Annotated in this window: 10 protein-coding genes; 9 read left to right on the forward strand and 1 reads right to left on the reverse strand. The window is 74.5% G+C overall.

What is annotated here, in order from left to right; all coding sequences use genetic code 11:
- Nucleotides 1-100 precede the first annotated feature (100 nt).
- Entirely contained in the window at nucleotides 101-3,889 is a 3,789-nt protein-coding gene (locus tag ACF061_RS15125) for a glycosyltransferase (protein WP_392267306.1), read from the forward strand.
- Nucleotides 3,886-5,397, forward strand: coding sequence for a DUF5719 family protein (locus tag ACF061_RS15130; RefSeq protein WP_392267307.1), 1,512 nt, complete (start codon nucleotides 3,886-3,888; stop codon nucleotides 5,395-5,397). Before ACF061_RS15125 ends, ACF061_RS15130 begins: the two co-directional genes overlap by 4 nt.
- Before the next feature lie 373 nt (nucleotides 5,398-5,770).
- Here ACF061_RS15130 and ACF061_RS15135 read toward each other — a convergent pair whose 3' ends face one another.
- Entirely contained in the window at nucleotides 5,771-6,220 is a 450-nt protein-coding gene (locus ACF061_RS15135) for a metallopeptidase family protein (RefSeq protein ID WP_392267334.1), read from the reverse strand.
- Between the two features lie 519 nt (nucleotides 6,221-6,739).
- Between ACF061_RS15135 and ACF061_RS15140 the strand changes: the two genes are divergently transcribed.
- The 7 genes from ACF061_RS15140 to ACF061_RS15170 all read left to right on the forward strand — a co-directional run.
- Complete coding sequence (locus ACF061_RS15140; protein WP_392267308.1) at nucleotides 6,740-7,165, forward strand: DUF3499 domain-containing protein; 426 nt, start codon at nucleotides 6,740-6,742, stop codon at nucleotides 7,163-7,165.
- 136 nt (nucleotides 7,166-7,301) lie between these two features.
- Nucleotides 7,302-8,717, forward strand: coding sequence for a phosphomannomutase/phosphoglucomutase (locus ACF061_RS15145; RefSeq protein ID WP_392267309.1), 1,416 nt, complete (start codon nucleotides 7,302-7,304; stop codon nucleotides 8,715-8,717).
- Between the two features lie 326 nt (nucleotides 8,718-9,043).
- The gene (locus tag ACF061_RS15150; protein WP_392267310.1) at nucleotides 9,044-9,214 is read left to right on the forward strand and encodes a Trm112 family protein; all 171 of its coding nucleotides are present in this window, start codon (nucleotides 9,044-9,046) and stop codon (nucleotides 9,212-9,214) included.
- Between the two features lie 141 nt (nucleotides 9,215-9,355).
- On the forward strand, nucleotides 9,356-10,483 hold the full coding sequence (locus tag ACF061_RS15155; protein WP_392267311.1) for an SIS domain-containing protein: 1,128 nt from the start codon (nucleotides 9,356-9,358) through the stop codon (nucleotides 10,481-10,483).
- Nucleotides 10,484-10,783: 300 nt separating this feature from the next.
- Entirely contained in the window at nucleotides 10,784-11,935 is a 1,152-nt protein-coding gene (gene manA, locus ACF061_RS15160) for a mannose-6-phosphate isomerase, class I (protein ID WP_392267312.1), read from the forward strand.
- Nucleotides 11,936-12,191: 256 nt separating this feature from the next.
- A complete protein-coding gene (locus tag ACF061_RS15165) occupies nucleotides 12,192-13,172 on the forward strand; it encodes a cation diffusion facilitator family transporter (RefSeq protein WP_392267313.1) in 981 nt (326 codons plus the stop codon).
- A gap of 336 nt (nucleotides 13,173-13,508) precedes the next feature.
- Nucleotides 13,509-14,431: adenosylhomocysteinase (locus ACF061_RS15170; protein ID WP_392267314.1), on the forward strand; the 923-nt coding region annotated here is incomplete at its 3' end.

A 14,431-nucleotide genomic window follows, 5' to 3' on the forward strand; every position in this document is an offset into this window, starting at 1 on the left:
ATGGCCAGCCAGTAGTGTGGTCGCTCGTCCGAGACGCCCCGCTGCTCCCGGGGAGCACAGGCGTCCACCGCAGTCCACCGAACCGGGGCCGTGTATCTCGATGTCCGTGCACAGCCATACGGCAGCCCACCACGACGTCACCGCAGCGGCGCCCGCCGTGCCCGAGCGCGCGACGCAGTCCGATCCGACCGGCGTGCCCGCGTACCCGCGGCACGTGGTCACCGCCGTCCTCGTCGCCCACGACGGCGCCCGCTGGCTGCCCGAGGCGCTCGCCGGCCTGCTCGGCCAGGAGCGCCCCGCGCAGTACGCCGTGGCGGCCGACACCGGCAGCGCGGACACCTCCGCCCAGGTGCTCACCGACGCGCTCGGCGCCGACCGCGTGCTGCACCTCGCCCGGCGCACCGGCTTCGGCCAGGCCGTCGAGGAGGCCGCCCGCACCGCCCCGTACCTCACCCCGGACGAACTGCCCTACCTCAAGCGCCCCAGCGGCTGGGACCCCGTCACGCGCACCTGGCGCGACGACGCCTACGACCTGCCCGACCTCCCCCACGGGGAACCGGTGCAGTGGCTGTGGCTGCTGCACGACGACTGCGCCCCCGAACCGGAGGCCCTGGCCGAGCTGTTGCGCGTCGTCGACAACGAGTACGAGCTCGGCCGCGAGGACGTCGCGGTCGTCGGCCCCAAGCTGCGCGGCTGGTACGACCGCCGGCAACTCCTCGAAGTGGGCGTCAGCATCGCCCACTCCGGCCGCCGTTGGACCGGCCTGGACCGCCGCGAGCAGGACCAGGGCCAGCACGACCACGTACGGCCGGTGCTGTCGGTGTCCACCGCCGGAATGCTGATCCGCCGTGACGTCTTCGAGCAGCTCGGCGGGTTCGACCGCCGGCTGCCCCTGATGCGCGACGACGTCGACCTGTGCTGGCGCGCCCACGCCGCCGGCCACCGCGTCCTGGTCGCCCCCGAGGCCGTCGTACGACACGCCGAGGCAGCCTCGCGCGAGCGCCGCACCGTCGACTGCGCCGGCCGCACCACCGCGTCCCCGCACAAGGTCGACAAGGCCGGCGCCGTCTACACCCTGCTCGTCAACACCCGTACCGCCCTGCTGCCCTGGGTGCTGCTCCGCCTGGTCCTCGGCACGCTGCTGCGCACCGTCGCCTACCTCGTCGGCAAAGTCCCCGGGCAGGCCGTCGACGAGATCCGCGGCCTGGTGGGCACACTGCTGCGACCGGAGCGGATCGTCGCCGGACGGCGCAGACGCGGCAGACCGCGGATCGACAAGGGCGAGCTGCGGGCCCTGTTCCCGCCGCCGGGCGCCACCGTCCGGGCCACCGTCGAACAGGTCGCGGGCAACGTCGTCGGCAGCTCCGACCCCGAGGTCTCCTCGGCGGGCCGACACGGCGGCGCCGTGGAGTCCGGGCCCGGCGGCGACGACGCCGACTTCCTGGAGATCGAGCAGTTCGCCCGTCTCAAGCGCATCGCCCGCAAACCCGGCCCGGTGCTCTTCCTGGTGCTGCTGCTGGTCTCCCTGGTCGCCTGCCGGGGTCTGCTCGGCGGCGGCGCGCTCGCCGGCGGCGCCCTGCTGCCCGCCCCGGCCGACTCCGCCGACCTCTGGTCGCGCTACCTCGACTCCTGGCACCCGGTCGGCGCCGGCGGCACCCCGGCCGCGCCGCCGTACCTGGCGATCGTGGCCATGCTGGCCTCCCTGCTGTTCGGCTCGACCGGCCTCGCGGTCACCGTCCTGCTGGTCGGCTCGGTCCCGCTGGCCGGGTTCAGCGCGTACTTCGCCTCCCGTCCGCTCGTCCCCTCGCGCCTGCTGCGCGCCTGGGCGGCCATCGCCTACGCCTTCCTGCCCGCCACCACCGGAGCGCTGGCCGGCGGCCGGATCGGCACCGCCGTGCTGGCCGTGCTGCTGCCGCTCATCGCCCGCGCGGGCGTCTCGGCGAGCGGCCTGGCAAGTCCGACCCGCTCCCGGGGCAGTTGGCGCGCCACCTGGGCGTACGCCCTCCTGCTGACCGTCACCACCGCCTTCACGCCCGTGGTGTGGCCCATCGCGCTCGTCCTCGGCATCGGCGTGCTGGCCGTCCGGCGGGGCGACATCGTGGCCCACGGACTGCGGTTCCTGGCCCAGTTGGCCACCCCGCTGGTGATCCTCGCCCCCTGGTCGCTGTCGCTGCTGCCGTTCGGCTTCTTCACGGAGGCCGGACTGGAGTACGGCTCCTCGACCGCCTCCGCACTCGACCTGCTCGGCGCCGGCCCGGGCGGCCCCGGCACGGTGCACGGGCTGATGCTCGTCGGCATCGTCCTGGCCGCACTGGCCGCGCTGCTGCGCTCGCAGCGTCAGTTCGGGGTCCGGGCGGCCTGGGCGGCCGCCCTGGTGGCGCTCGTCCTCGCGGTCCTGTCCAACCGCTCCACCTGGGCCGGCCCCGCCACCCTGGTCTACGGCCTCGCCCTCCTGGCCGCCGCGATGCTGGGCGCCGACGGAGCACGCGCCCGAGTGGCCGAGCAGAGCTTCGGCTGGCGCCAGCCCGTCGCCGCGCTGATCGCCTTCGCCTCGGCCGCGGGCCCGCTGCTCGTCGCCGCCGGCTGGATGATCGGCGGCGCGGACGGCCCGCTGGAGCGGCGCGACCCCGTACAGGTGCCCGCGTTCGTCGCCGAGGAGAGCACCACCCGCGACCAGGCCCGCACCCTGGTCCTCGACAGCGACTCCGCCGCGCACGTCGGCTACATGCTCGTCCGCGGCTCGGGCGTGCGCATGGGCGACGGCGAACTGGCCGCCGCGGCCGGCGGGAACAGCCGGCTCGACAAGGTCGTCGCCAACCTGGTCGCCGGTTCCGGCGCCGACCAGGCGGGCCAGCTCGGCGGCTTCGCCGTGCGCTACGTCCTCGTCCACAAGGGCGCGCCCCGCGAGATCAGCCGCGTCCTGGACGCCACACCCGGCCTGTCCCGGCTCAGCCAGCAGGACGGCAGCGCCCTGTGGCGCGTGGACCAGGAGGTCTCGCGCGCCGCCATCGTGTCCGCCGCGGGCTCCGGTTCGGGCTCGGGTTCGACCGCCCCCGCCCAGCCCGTCGCCGCCGGACCCGTCGGCATCCACACCACGATCCCGGCCAGCGCCGAAGGGCGCGTGCTGCGCCTCGCCGACGCCGCCGACCCGGGCTGGACGGCCACCCTCGACGGCAAGCCGCTCCCGCGCACGACGGTGGACGGCTGGGCCCAGGGCTTCCGGCTGCCCGCCTCCGGCGGCAAGCTCGACGTCGGCTTCGACGACCCCATCGGCCACACCGCCTGGCTGTGGGCCCAGGGTGCCCTCGCCGTCGTCCTCGTCGTCCTCGCCCTGCCCGGCCGGCGCCGTGACGTCGACGACGACCTGCCCGAGGAGCAGCCGGCACCCGCGGCGGCCGACGCCGCGGAGGGTCGCCGGGCCCGCAGGCTGCGCGCCCGGACGGAGGCCGCAGAACCCGGTCAGGAGCTGCCGCCGACGGGCCCGGACGACGCGTCCCCTCCCGCGGCGGAGGCCCCTGTCGGGGTACCGCACCAGCACTCCTACGGCGAGTGGGACACCACCGCCTACGCCGGAGCCGCGGCAGGAGCGGCCGCGGGACCGGCGGGCGAGTACGACTCCTACGGCGGCGAGCCGTACCCGACCGCCCAGGCCCAGCAGTACCCGGCGGGCACGTACGGCGACGGCGTGTACGACGACGGCGCGTACCGGGGCGGCGGGACCGATCACTACCAGGGCGGCCAGTACGACCCGTACGCGTACGGCGACCAGACGCCGGCCGCGCCCTACGGCCAGACATATCAGCAGGGGTACGACGACCAGCCGTACGACCCGGCACAGCACCACCCGCACGGCATCGGCAGTGAGCGCCCCGACGGGAGCCAGCAGTGAACCGCACGACCCTGTCCCTGATCGCCGGCGTGGCGGCGCTCGCCGCCGTCACCGGATTCGCCGCGCTGGACACCTCCGACGCGGCGGGCGCCGGACCGGCCGGGGCCGCCGCCCGACTGCCCGTCGAGCGCACCACCCTGGTCTGCCCGGCGCCGAGCAGCTCGGAGATCGCCGACACCTCGTACACGTCCTTCACCCCCGTGACCCAGGGCACGGGAAGCGAGGGCAAGGGCCGTCTCCGGGTCGCCGCCGAGGAATCGGGCACCGGCCCCGGAAAGGGCAAGGGCAAGGGCGGCGCCGGGAAGAAGGACGCCGATCCGGTACTCCAGCCCAAGGCGCCCGGCACGCCGGTCACCGCGGACACCTCGGGCGGCGACACGCCCGCGCTGATCGGCACCGCCGAGGGCAGGTTCGCTCCCGGCTGGACCATGCAGCAGACCACCGAGGTCGCCGCGGGCGCCGGGCGCGGCCTGCTGGGCGTGGACTGCACCGCACCGGACACCGAGTTCTGGTTCCCCGGCGCGAGCACCGCGTCGGGCCGCGCCGACTACGTCCACCTGACCAACCCCGACGACTCCGCCGCCGTCGTCGACATCGAGCTCTACGGCAAGGACGGCGCCGTGAAGTCGGCGGTGGGCGACGGCATCACCGTCGCGCCGCACTCCAGCGAGCCCATCCTGCTGTCCACGCTCGCCGACGCGACGCGGGACGACCTCACGGTGCACGTGAGCGTGCGCAGCGGCCGGGTCGGAGCGGCGGTGCAGGCCCTCGACAACAAGCTCGGCGGGGACTGGCTGGCGGCCGCCGCGGACCCGGCCGACAGCCTCGTGCTGCCGGGCATCCCCAAGGACGCCGCCTCCGTGCGGCTGATCGCCTTCACCCCCGCCGACGCGGACACCGACCTGAAGGTGAAGCTGGCCTCGCCGTCCGGACTGATCACCCCGGCCGGTCACGAGAGCGTGCACCTGAAGGGCGGGACGACGACCGCCGTGGACCTGGGAGACATCACGCGCGGGGAGGCGGGCTCACTGGTGCTGACCCAGTCCGCCCGGTCCGCGCCCGTGGTCGCCGCGCTCCAGGTGATACGCGGCAAGGGAGACAAGCAGGAGACGGCGTTCATCCCGGCGGCCGGCCCCACCGGGACGCGGGCGACGTCGGCCGACAACAGCGCGAAGGGCTCGACGCTCTCGCTGACGGCGCCCACCGCCACCGCGCAGGTCAAGGTCACCGCCTCGGCGGGCAGCGAGGGCGGAACGGCGGTGTCGAAGACGTACACGGTCAAGGCGGGCACCACCCAGGACATCGCCCCACCGGTGCCGGCCGGCCTGAAGGGCACGTACGCCCTGACGGTGGAGCGCCTGTCCGGCGGCCCGGTGTACGGCGCGCGCACCCTCACGGCGACGGAGGAGGGCGTTCCCGGCTTCACCGTCCAGATCCTGCCGGACGACCGGGGAACGGTGTCCGTGCCGCGGGCGGACGAGGACGTCTCGGTGCTGCAGAGGCCGTGACCGTGAGCGGGCGCCGCCCACCGGATCCGGATACCGGGCCGGGGCCCGTGACCGGTCGCCGGCGACGGACCGGCCGGTCCGCCCCGGGCCGTCCCAGCGGTGCGCCCGGGGGCCTCACCGGGTGCCGGTCGTCGCTCGGCCGCACTGGGGACGCCCGCGCCTCCTCCCGCGCGCCACTCGCCCCGCGCGCCACTCGCCCCGCGCGCCACTCGCCCCGCGCGCCACTCGCCCCGCGCGCCACTCGCCCCGCGCGGCGGCTCGTCCCGCGTGGTCGCCCCCTGGGAGGCGACCTGGCAAAGCCGTGTTCGCACGGGTGCCCTCGGCGGTCGCATGCAGGGGGGTGCCCGGCGGCCGCCCGTGGACGCGGCCCGGCTCAGTCCTCCCCGTACCGCGGGTCGACCGTCTCCGGCGTCAGCCCCAGCAGCTCGGCCACCTGCTCGACGACGATCTCGTGCACCAGGGCGGCCCGCTCCTCGCGGCCCTTGCTGCGGATCTCCACCGGCCTGCGGTACACGATCACCTGCCCCCGGCGCCCGTCCTGGGCGGCCACCGTGCCCCCGAGCGGCACCGGCTCGTCGCTCCAGGGCTGCGCCGGCCCGTCCAGCCGCGGCACCTCCAGCACGACGAAGTCGATGTCGGCCAGTTGCGGCCACCGCCGCTCCAGCCGGTCCACGGAGTCCTGCACCAGATCCGCGAACGCCTCGGCGCGGCTCGCGGCGAGCGGCACCTGGGGCGGTGCGATCGGGCCGCGCATGCCCCGGCCGTGGCGATCACGTCGTCGTGGCCCGGGGCCGGCGGCACGGGGCGGTACACGGTTGTCCATCACTGCTGAAGGGTAGTCCTCGCCGCCTGCCCGCGCCGGGCTTCGCGAGGCATCCCGGCCACCGCGCCGCCCGTGCGACCGTGCCCCGCCCGCCGGAAGTCCACCGGCCGTTCCCCCCCCTCCCGGCGGGTCGCCCGCCCCGGACCCCGGGGCGGGCGGGGCCGGCCCCGCAAGGTGCCGGACGCCGGTTCCGGGAGGCGCGGCGGAAGCGGGTCCCCGGGCTGCGGCGGAAGCGGGTCCCTGAGTCGGCGGAAGCGGGTCCCCGGATCGGCCGAAGCGGATCCTCGGATCGACCGACGTCCTTCCCGGGACCGCGCGATATCGATTCCGGCCAAGCTCGGCTTCGATTCCGCATCTCTCCGCGAGCGTCGATCTTGAGGTGAATGCGGTGTTTGGACCTGTTCGTAACCCGGGCAAGGGGTGTCCGAGATCTCGTGACAGGCCGTCTGCGCAGGTCAGAAAGGTATGTCAGAGTGGGTGTGTGGGGTGTTTCACAGCACGACACGGGGGAGTGACCTGGTGGAGAGTCGTCGCGGCCCGCTCAAGAGTGCGGTACCGTCCAACGTCGTGAGCCCTGTACGTCGCTGTTCGCGCACCGCTTGCGGCCGTCCCGCCGTAGCGACGCTGACGTACGTCTATGCCGACTCGACCGCGGTCCTCGGCCCGCTCGCCACCTACGCCGAACCCCACTGCTACGACCTGTGCGCCGAGCACTCCGAGCGCCTCACCGCCCCGCGCGGCTGGGAGGTCGTCCGGCTCCTCGACGGCTCGGCCCCCGCCCGCCCCAGCGGAGACGACCTGGAAGCGCTCGCCAACGCGGTGCGCGAGGCGGCCCGGCCCCAGCAGCGCGCGGCCGAGGCCGGTGGCGGCGGAGCGCGCGGCGCGGACCCGATGGAGGTCGCCCGGCGCGGCCATCTGCGGGTGCTCCGCTCGCCGGACAACTGACAAGACCGCCCGCTGTCAGGAGAGTCGGACTCACCGCGTCTCCCCTCAGAGCCGCCCCCACCGTGTTCGTGCGTCGGCGCCGTCGACCGGAACGGGTAGTTTGTGGTGACCGATTGGCACTTGAGAAGGGTTGGCCGTGACTGCTGATCTGTCGCAGATCGTGAAGGCGTACGACGTGCGCGGCGTGGTCCCGGACCAGTGGGACGAGTCGCTGGCCGAACTCTTCGGGGCCGCCTTCGTCCAGGTGACCGGTGCGAGCGCCGTCGTCGTCGGACACGACATGCGGCCCTCCTCACCGGGGCTGGCCGGCGCCTTCGCGCACGGCGCGACCCGGCGCGGCGCCGACGTCACCGAGATCGGTCTCTGCTCGACGGACCAGCTGTACTACGCCTCGGGCGCGCTGGACCTGCCCGGCGCGATGTTCACGGCCTCCCACAACCCGGCGCGGTACAACGGCATCAAGCTGTGCCGCGCGGGCGCGGCCCCCGTCGGCCAGGACACCGGGCTGGCCGAGATCCGCGAACTGGTCGAGAAGTGGCTCGACTCGGGCGCCCCGGACCCGGCCGAGCGGACGGGAACCGTCACGCGGCGCGACACGCTGGCGGACTACGCGGCGCACCTGCGCTCCCTCGTCGACGTGACCTCCATCCGCCCGCCCGCCTCCCACCACCGCTCCCGCGGGGACGATGAAGCGTGCCCCCCGCGGCTGAAGGTCGTCGTCGACGCGGGCAACGGCATGGGCGGGCACACCGTCCCCGCGGTCCTCGCCGGCCTGCCCGTCGAACTCGTCCCCATGTACTTCGAACTGGACGGCACCTTCCCCAACCACGAGGCCAACCCGCTGGATCCGGCCAATCTCGTCGACCTGCGGAAGCGGGTCCGCGAGGAGGAGGCCGACCTCGGCCTCGCCTTCGACGGCGACGCCGACCGCTGCTTCGTCGTCGACGAACGCGGCGAGCCGGTCTCCCCGTCCGCGATCACCGCGCTGGTCGCCGCCCGCGAACTGGCCCGGCACGGCGGCCGCGGCGCGATCATCCACAACCTCATCACCTCCTGGTCGGTCCCCGAGGTGGTCAAGGAGAACGGCGGCACCCCGGTGCGCACCCGGGTGGGCCACTCGTTCATCAAGGCCGAGATGGCCAGATCCGGCGCGATCTTCGGCGGCGAGCACTCCGCGCACTACTACTTCAAGGACTTCTGGAACGCCGACACCGGCATGCTTGCCGCCCTGCACGTCCTGGCGGCCCTGGGCGGCCAGGACGCCCCCCTGTCTGCCCTGGTGGCGCGGTACGACCGCTACCGGGGTTCCGGCGAGATCAACTCCACGGTCGCCGACCAGACGGCCCGCCTCGCCGCCGTCAGGACCGCCTACGCCGGCCGCGCGGACGTCACCCTCGACGAACTCGACGGTCTCACCGTGACCGCCGCCGACTGGTGGTTCAACGTCCGGCCGTCCAACACCGAACCGCTGCTCCGGCTGAACGCGGAGGCCCGCGACGAGGCGACGATGGCCAAGGTGCGCGACGAGGCCCTGGCGATCATCCGAGGCTGACCGCCCCCGACCGACCGCCGGGTCCCGCGGCCCCGGACCACAGCGGACCACCTGGGCCGTCGTCGTCCGCGGCGAACCACCCGGACCCGGCGGCGTCCGGCTCCGCTGACCGCCCGGCCCGCCCGGCCCGACCGCCCTGACCTGGCGGCGTCCACAGTGGACGTTCGCGGCGGACCCCCAGACCCGATGGCGTCCGCGGCGGACCGTCCGGACCCGGCGGCGTCCGGCTCCGGCCCGACCCCGCCACGGGGCGCTCACCGGCGGTACCCTGACCAGGCACGTCCGTACAACCGCACACGCGCCCCCGCGCCCCGAAGGGAAACCTCATGCCGCTCGAAGCCGGCCTCCTGGAGATCCTCGCCTGCCCGGCCTGCCACTCTCCCCTGGAGGAGCGCGACGCCGAGCTGGTCTGCACCGGCCAGGACTGCGGTCTCGCCTACCCCGTCCGCGACGGCATCCCGGTCCTGCTCGTCGACGAGGCCCGCCGCCCCGCATGACCGACGGCCCGGCGCACTGACGCCGCCGCCCCGCACGACCGACGGCCGGCGAACCGGCGCCGCCGTCCCGCCGTTTCGCCGTCCCGACGACCGGACGTCCCGAGGCCCCGGCGCACGGAGCCCGATCGGAGGCTGCCGCCCATGCTCGACGAATCGCTGCTCGACGACCCGGAGGCGCTCGCCGACGCCGACCGCCGCGGACTGCTCCGCGGTGCCGCCGAGGCCGGCGCCCGCGTACGCACCGCCGCCCGGAACGCCGCCGAGGCCGGCGTGGCCGACCTCAAACCGGACGGCCGACCCCGAGCCGTCCTGATCGCCGGCCCGGGCGCCGCCGCCACCCACGCCGCCGACCTGCTCGGCACCCTCGCCGGCGCCGGCAGCCCCGTCACGCGGCTGGCCCCCACCGGCGTCGCCTCCGCCGCCGGCGCGCTGCGCTGGGAACTGCCCGGCTGGGCCGGCTCCGTGGACCTGCTGCTGATCACCACCCCCGACGGCACCGAGCCGAGCCTCGGCCTGCTGGCCGACCAGGCGTACCGCCGCGGCTGCACGGTCGTCGCCGTCGCTCCGGCCGGCACCCCGCTCGCCGAGGCCGTCGAGGGCGCGCACGGCATGTTCATCCCCATGGCGACGGCCCCCTACGACCACGACGAACCCCTCGCCGGATCAGCCCCCGGCGTGCTGTGGGCACTGCTCACCCCACTGCTGGCCCTGCTGGACCGGATCGGGCTGCTCACCGCGCCGCCCGACGCCCTGGAGGCGGCGGCCGACCGGCTGGACCGGGTCGCCGAACGCTGCGGTCCGGCCATCGCCACGTACAACAACCCGGCCAAGACCCTCGCCGCCGAACTCGCCGACGCGCTGCCGGTGATCTGGACCGAGGGCGAATCGGCGGGCCCCGCCGGCCGTCGGTTCGGCGCCGTGCTCGCCGAGCTGTCCGGCATCCCCGCGGCCGTCGCCGAACTCCCCGAAGCGCTCGCCGCGCACGGCGCCCTGCTGGCCGGCCGGCTGGCCGCCAGCGCGGACCCGGACGACTTCTTCCGCGACCGCGTCGAGGAGACACCCGCCCTGCACGCGCGCGTGGTGCTGCTCCGCGACCGTCCGCTCGGCGGCCTCACCGCCGCCCCGGCCGCCCGCGACCTGGCGCTCAGCCACGACACGGCGATCAGCGAGCTGGAGCCGGAGCCCGGCGGCGAGATCGAGACCCTCGCGGAACTGATCGCCCTCACCGATTTCACCGCCGTTTACCTGGCGCTCGCCTCCGGCGCCTGATCTGTCCTCGGCACCCCGACCGCGCCACGGCCGTACGGGCACACCGAGCGCGTCACGGCCGTACCGGCATCCCGGTCGTCCGTACGCGGCTCCCCGGCCGTACGGGCCCCTGACCGCGGGGGACCCGCACGGCCGTACCGGACGCCGAGCGCGGTACCGGGCGCCGAACCCCGCAGTCCCGCCCGCCGTCGTGCGGGACTGCCCACCGCCGTACCCGGGCGCCGAACACCGCACCCCGACGCGGACCGTCCGCACCCGGGCCGCGTACGGACGCCCGGCAAGAACCTCGGAGAGAAGCGCATGGACCGCCTCGTCAACACCGTCCGCCCCTACGCCTGGGGCTCCACCACCGCGATACCGAAGCTGCTCGGCGTCCAACCCGGCGGCGAACCGCAGGCGGAGATGTGGATGGGCGCCCACCCGGGCGCGCCCTCGCGCACCGCGCGCGGCACGCTCGTCGAGGTCATCGACGCCGCCCCGGAGCGGGAACTGGGCGCCGAGACGGTCGCGAAGTTCGGCCCGCACCTGCCCTTCCTGCTCAAGATCCTCGCCGCCGGTGCCCCGCTCTCCCTCCAGGTCCACCCCAACCCCTCTCAGGCCGAGGAGGGTTACGCCGACGAGGAGGCCCGGGGAGTCCCCGTCGACGCCCCGTACCGGAACTACAAGGACGCCAATCACAAGCCCGAACTGATCTGCGCACTCACCGAGTTCGAGGGGCTGTGCGGCTTCCGCGCCCCCGGCGAGGCCGCCGACCTGCTCGCCGCCCTCGGCGTGGACGCCCTCGAGCCCTACGTCGACCTGCTGCGCGCCAACCCCGAGGACGCCGCCCTGCGTGAGGTCCTCACCGCGATCCTCACCGCCGACCGCGAGGAGACGGCCCGCACCGTCGCCGAGGCCGCGGCCGCCTGCGCCCGCCTCGGCGGCGAGCACGCCCCCTACGCCGGGATCGCCCACCACTACCCGGGCGATCCCGGCGTGCTGGCCGCGATGCTCCTCAACCACGTCCGCCTGCAACCCGGCGAGGCGCTGTTCCTCGGCGCCGGCATACCGCACGCCTACCTCGACGGCCTCGGCGTGGAGATCATGGCCAACTCCGACAACGTCCTGCGCTGCGGCCTGACGCCCAAGCACGTCGACGTCCCCGAACTCCTGCGCGTCGTACGCTTCGAGGCCGGCGACCCCGGCGTGCTGCGCCCGGAGGCCGGCCCGGACGGCGAGGAGGTCTACGAGACCCCCATCGACGAGTTCCGACTGTCCCGCTACGTCCTCCCCGAAGGCGCCGCCGCCCACGACCTCACGCTCGGCACCCCGCAGATCCTGCTCTGCACGGCCGGCTCCGTCCGGGCGGGCGAACACGAGCTGTCCCCGGGGCAGTCCGTGTTCGTCCCGGCCGGCGAGACCGCCGAAGTGTCCGGCGCCGGCACGGTCTTCCGGGCCACGGTCGTCGTCTGACCCCGTCCGGCCGTTCCCGGTCGTCGCACGGGCCCACCACGCCGGCCCCGCGGTGAACCGATCCGCCGCCGACCGGATCCCGGCCCGGTCCGCGGCGGAGCTCACGGAGACCTGACGCACCGCCGCCGGACCGGGCTGCAACAATGACCCACCGGCAAAGGGCGGGCAAAGGGCCGAAGCCGGGTCGGATGCGTGCGGCACGGGTACGCGCGTGGACGGACACGTACGCACGAAGGCGAAGGGACAACGCGAACACATGAGCGCGTCAGGCGGCACCAGGGCGATCGTGGCGGCACTCGGCGCCAACCTCGCGATCGCGGTATCGAAGTTCGTGGCCTTCGCCTTCAGCGGCTCGTCGTCGATGCTCGCCGAAGGCGTGCACTCGCTCGCCGACTCGGGCAACCAGTTCCTGCTGCTGGTCGGCGGCAAGAAGGCCCAGCGCGCGGCGACCCCCCAGCACCCCTTCGGCTACGGCCGTGAACGCTACATCTACGCCTTCCTGGTCTCCATCGTCCTGTTCTCCGTCGGCGGCATGTTCGCCATCTACGAGGGCTACGAGAAGATCAGCCACCCGCACCCGCTGGAGAACTGGTACTGGCCGGTGGCCGTCCTGGTCTTCGCGGTCTGCGCCGAGGGCTTCTCCTTCCGCACGGCCATCAAGGAGTCCAACGAACTGCGCGGCGGGCTGTCCTGGACACAGTTCGTCCGCCGCGCCAAGGCGCCCGAACTCCCCGTCGTCCTCCTGGAGGACTTCGGCGCGCTGATCGGCCTCGTCCTCGCCCTCGGCGGTGTCGGGCTGTCACTGCTCACCGACGACGGCGTCTGGGACGGCATCGGCACCGTCTGCATCGGTGTCCTGCTCGTCCTGATCGCCCTCGTGCTGGCCGCCGAGACCAAGTCGCTGCTGCTCGGCGAGGCCGCCGGCGCCGACGTGGTCCAGCGGATCGAGGAAGCCGCGGTCGACGGCGACACCGTCACCCGCATCATCCACATGCGCACGCTCCACCTCGGCCCCGAGGAGCTGCTCGTCGCCGCCAAGATCGCCGTCCGGCACGACGACACCGCCGCCGAGGTCGCCGCCGCCATCGACGCCGCCGAGGCACGCATCCGCGGCGCCGTTCCCATCGCCCGGGTGATCTACCTCGAACCGGACGTCTACAGCGAGGCCGAGGCGGCCCGCGGGCCGGACCCGGAGGCGACCCCGGGCGGTCCGACGCCGCACACCGGCGGGCACTGAGCCCGACCGGCCACCACCACCCCGGGGCCCGACCGGCCACCACGACGGGGCCCGCCGAAGCACCGGCGGGCCCCGTCGTCGTTCCCGAACGGCCGGATCAGTTCGGGAACGGACTGGGGGCCACGGGGCCCACCGGTGTAGCTTGGGACGGAGCCAGACGTCGCTGCTGATGGCGGTCGGGCGGTTCGGCGACGAACCGTCCGAGGGAGAGAGGGCCTCCGACGGACTGCGCTGCGCGTACGCGGGCATGCCTGTGTCCTCCTTGGGCACCCCTGTGTCCGCCGCCGCGCAGGTCAGCCGTAACCACCTCGACCCGAACCCGAGGAGCAGCCCGTAATGACGACTGTCGAGAACCGACAGGACTTCAAGGTCGCCGACCTGTCCCTGGCCGAGTTCGGCCGCAAGGAGATCACCCTCGCCGAGCACGAGATGCCGGGTCTGATGGCGATCCGTGAGGAGTATGCCGAGCGGCAGCCGCTGAAGGGTGCCCGGATCACGGGTTCCCTGCACATGACGGTGCAGACGGCGGTGCTGATCGAGACGCTGGTGGCGCTGGGCGCCCGGGTCCGCTGGGCGTCGTGCAACATCTTCTCCACCCAGGACCACGCGGCCGCGGCGATCGCCGTGGGTCCGCAGGGCACCGCGGAGGACCCGAAGGGGATTCCGGTGTTCGCGTGGAAGGGGGAGACGCTGGAGGAGTACTGGTGGTGCACGGAGCAGGCGCTGACCTGGCCGGACGCCGCGACCGGCGGCCCGAACATGATCCTGGACGACGGTGGTGACGCCACCCTGCTGGTCCACAAGGGCGTCGAGTACGAGAAGGACGGCAAGGTCCCCTCGCCCGACACCGCCGAGTCCGACGAGCACCGGGTCATCCTCCAGCTGCTCACCCGCACCCTGGGCGAGAACCCCCAGAAGTGGACCCAGCTGGCCTCCGAGATCCGCGGCGTCACCGAGGAGACCACCACCGGCGTCCACCGCCTGTACGAGATGCAGCGCGACGGGGTCCTCCTCTTCCCGGCGATCAACGTCAACGACGCGGTGACGAAGTCGAAGTTCGACAACAAGTACGGCTGCCGGCACTCGCTGGTGGACGGCATCAACCGGGCCACGGACGTGCTGATCGGCGGCAAGACCGCGGTCGTGTGCGGTTACGGCGACGTCGGCAAGGGCTGCGCGGAGTCGCTGCGCGGCCAGGGCGCCCGGGTGATCATCACCGAGATCGACCCGATCTGCGCGCTGCAGGCGGCGATGGACGG

Origin of the sequence: Streptomyces sp. NPDC015220 (assembly GCF_043079345.1) — a bacterium.
Taxonomy (GTDB): domain Bacteria; phylum Actinomycetota; class Actinomycetes; order Streptomycetales; family Streptomycetaceae; genus Streptomyces.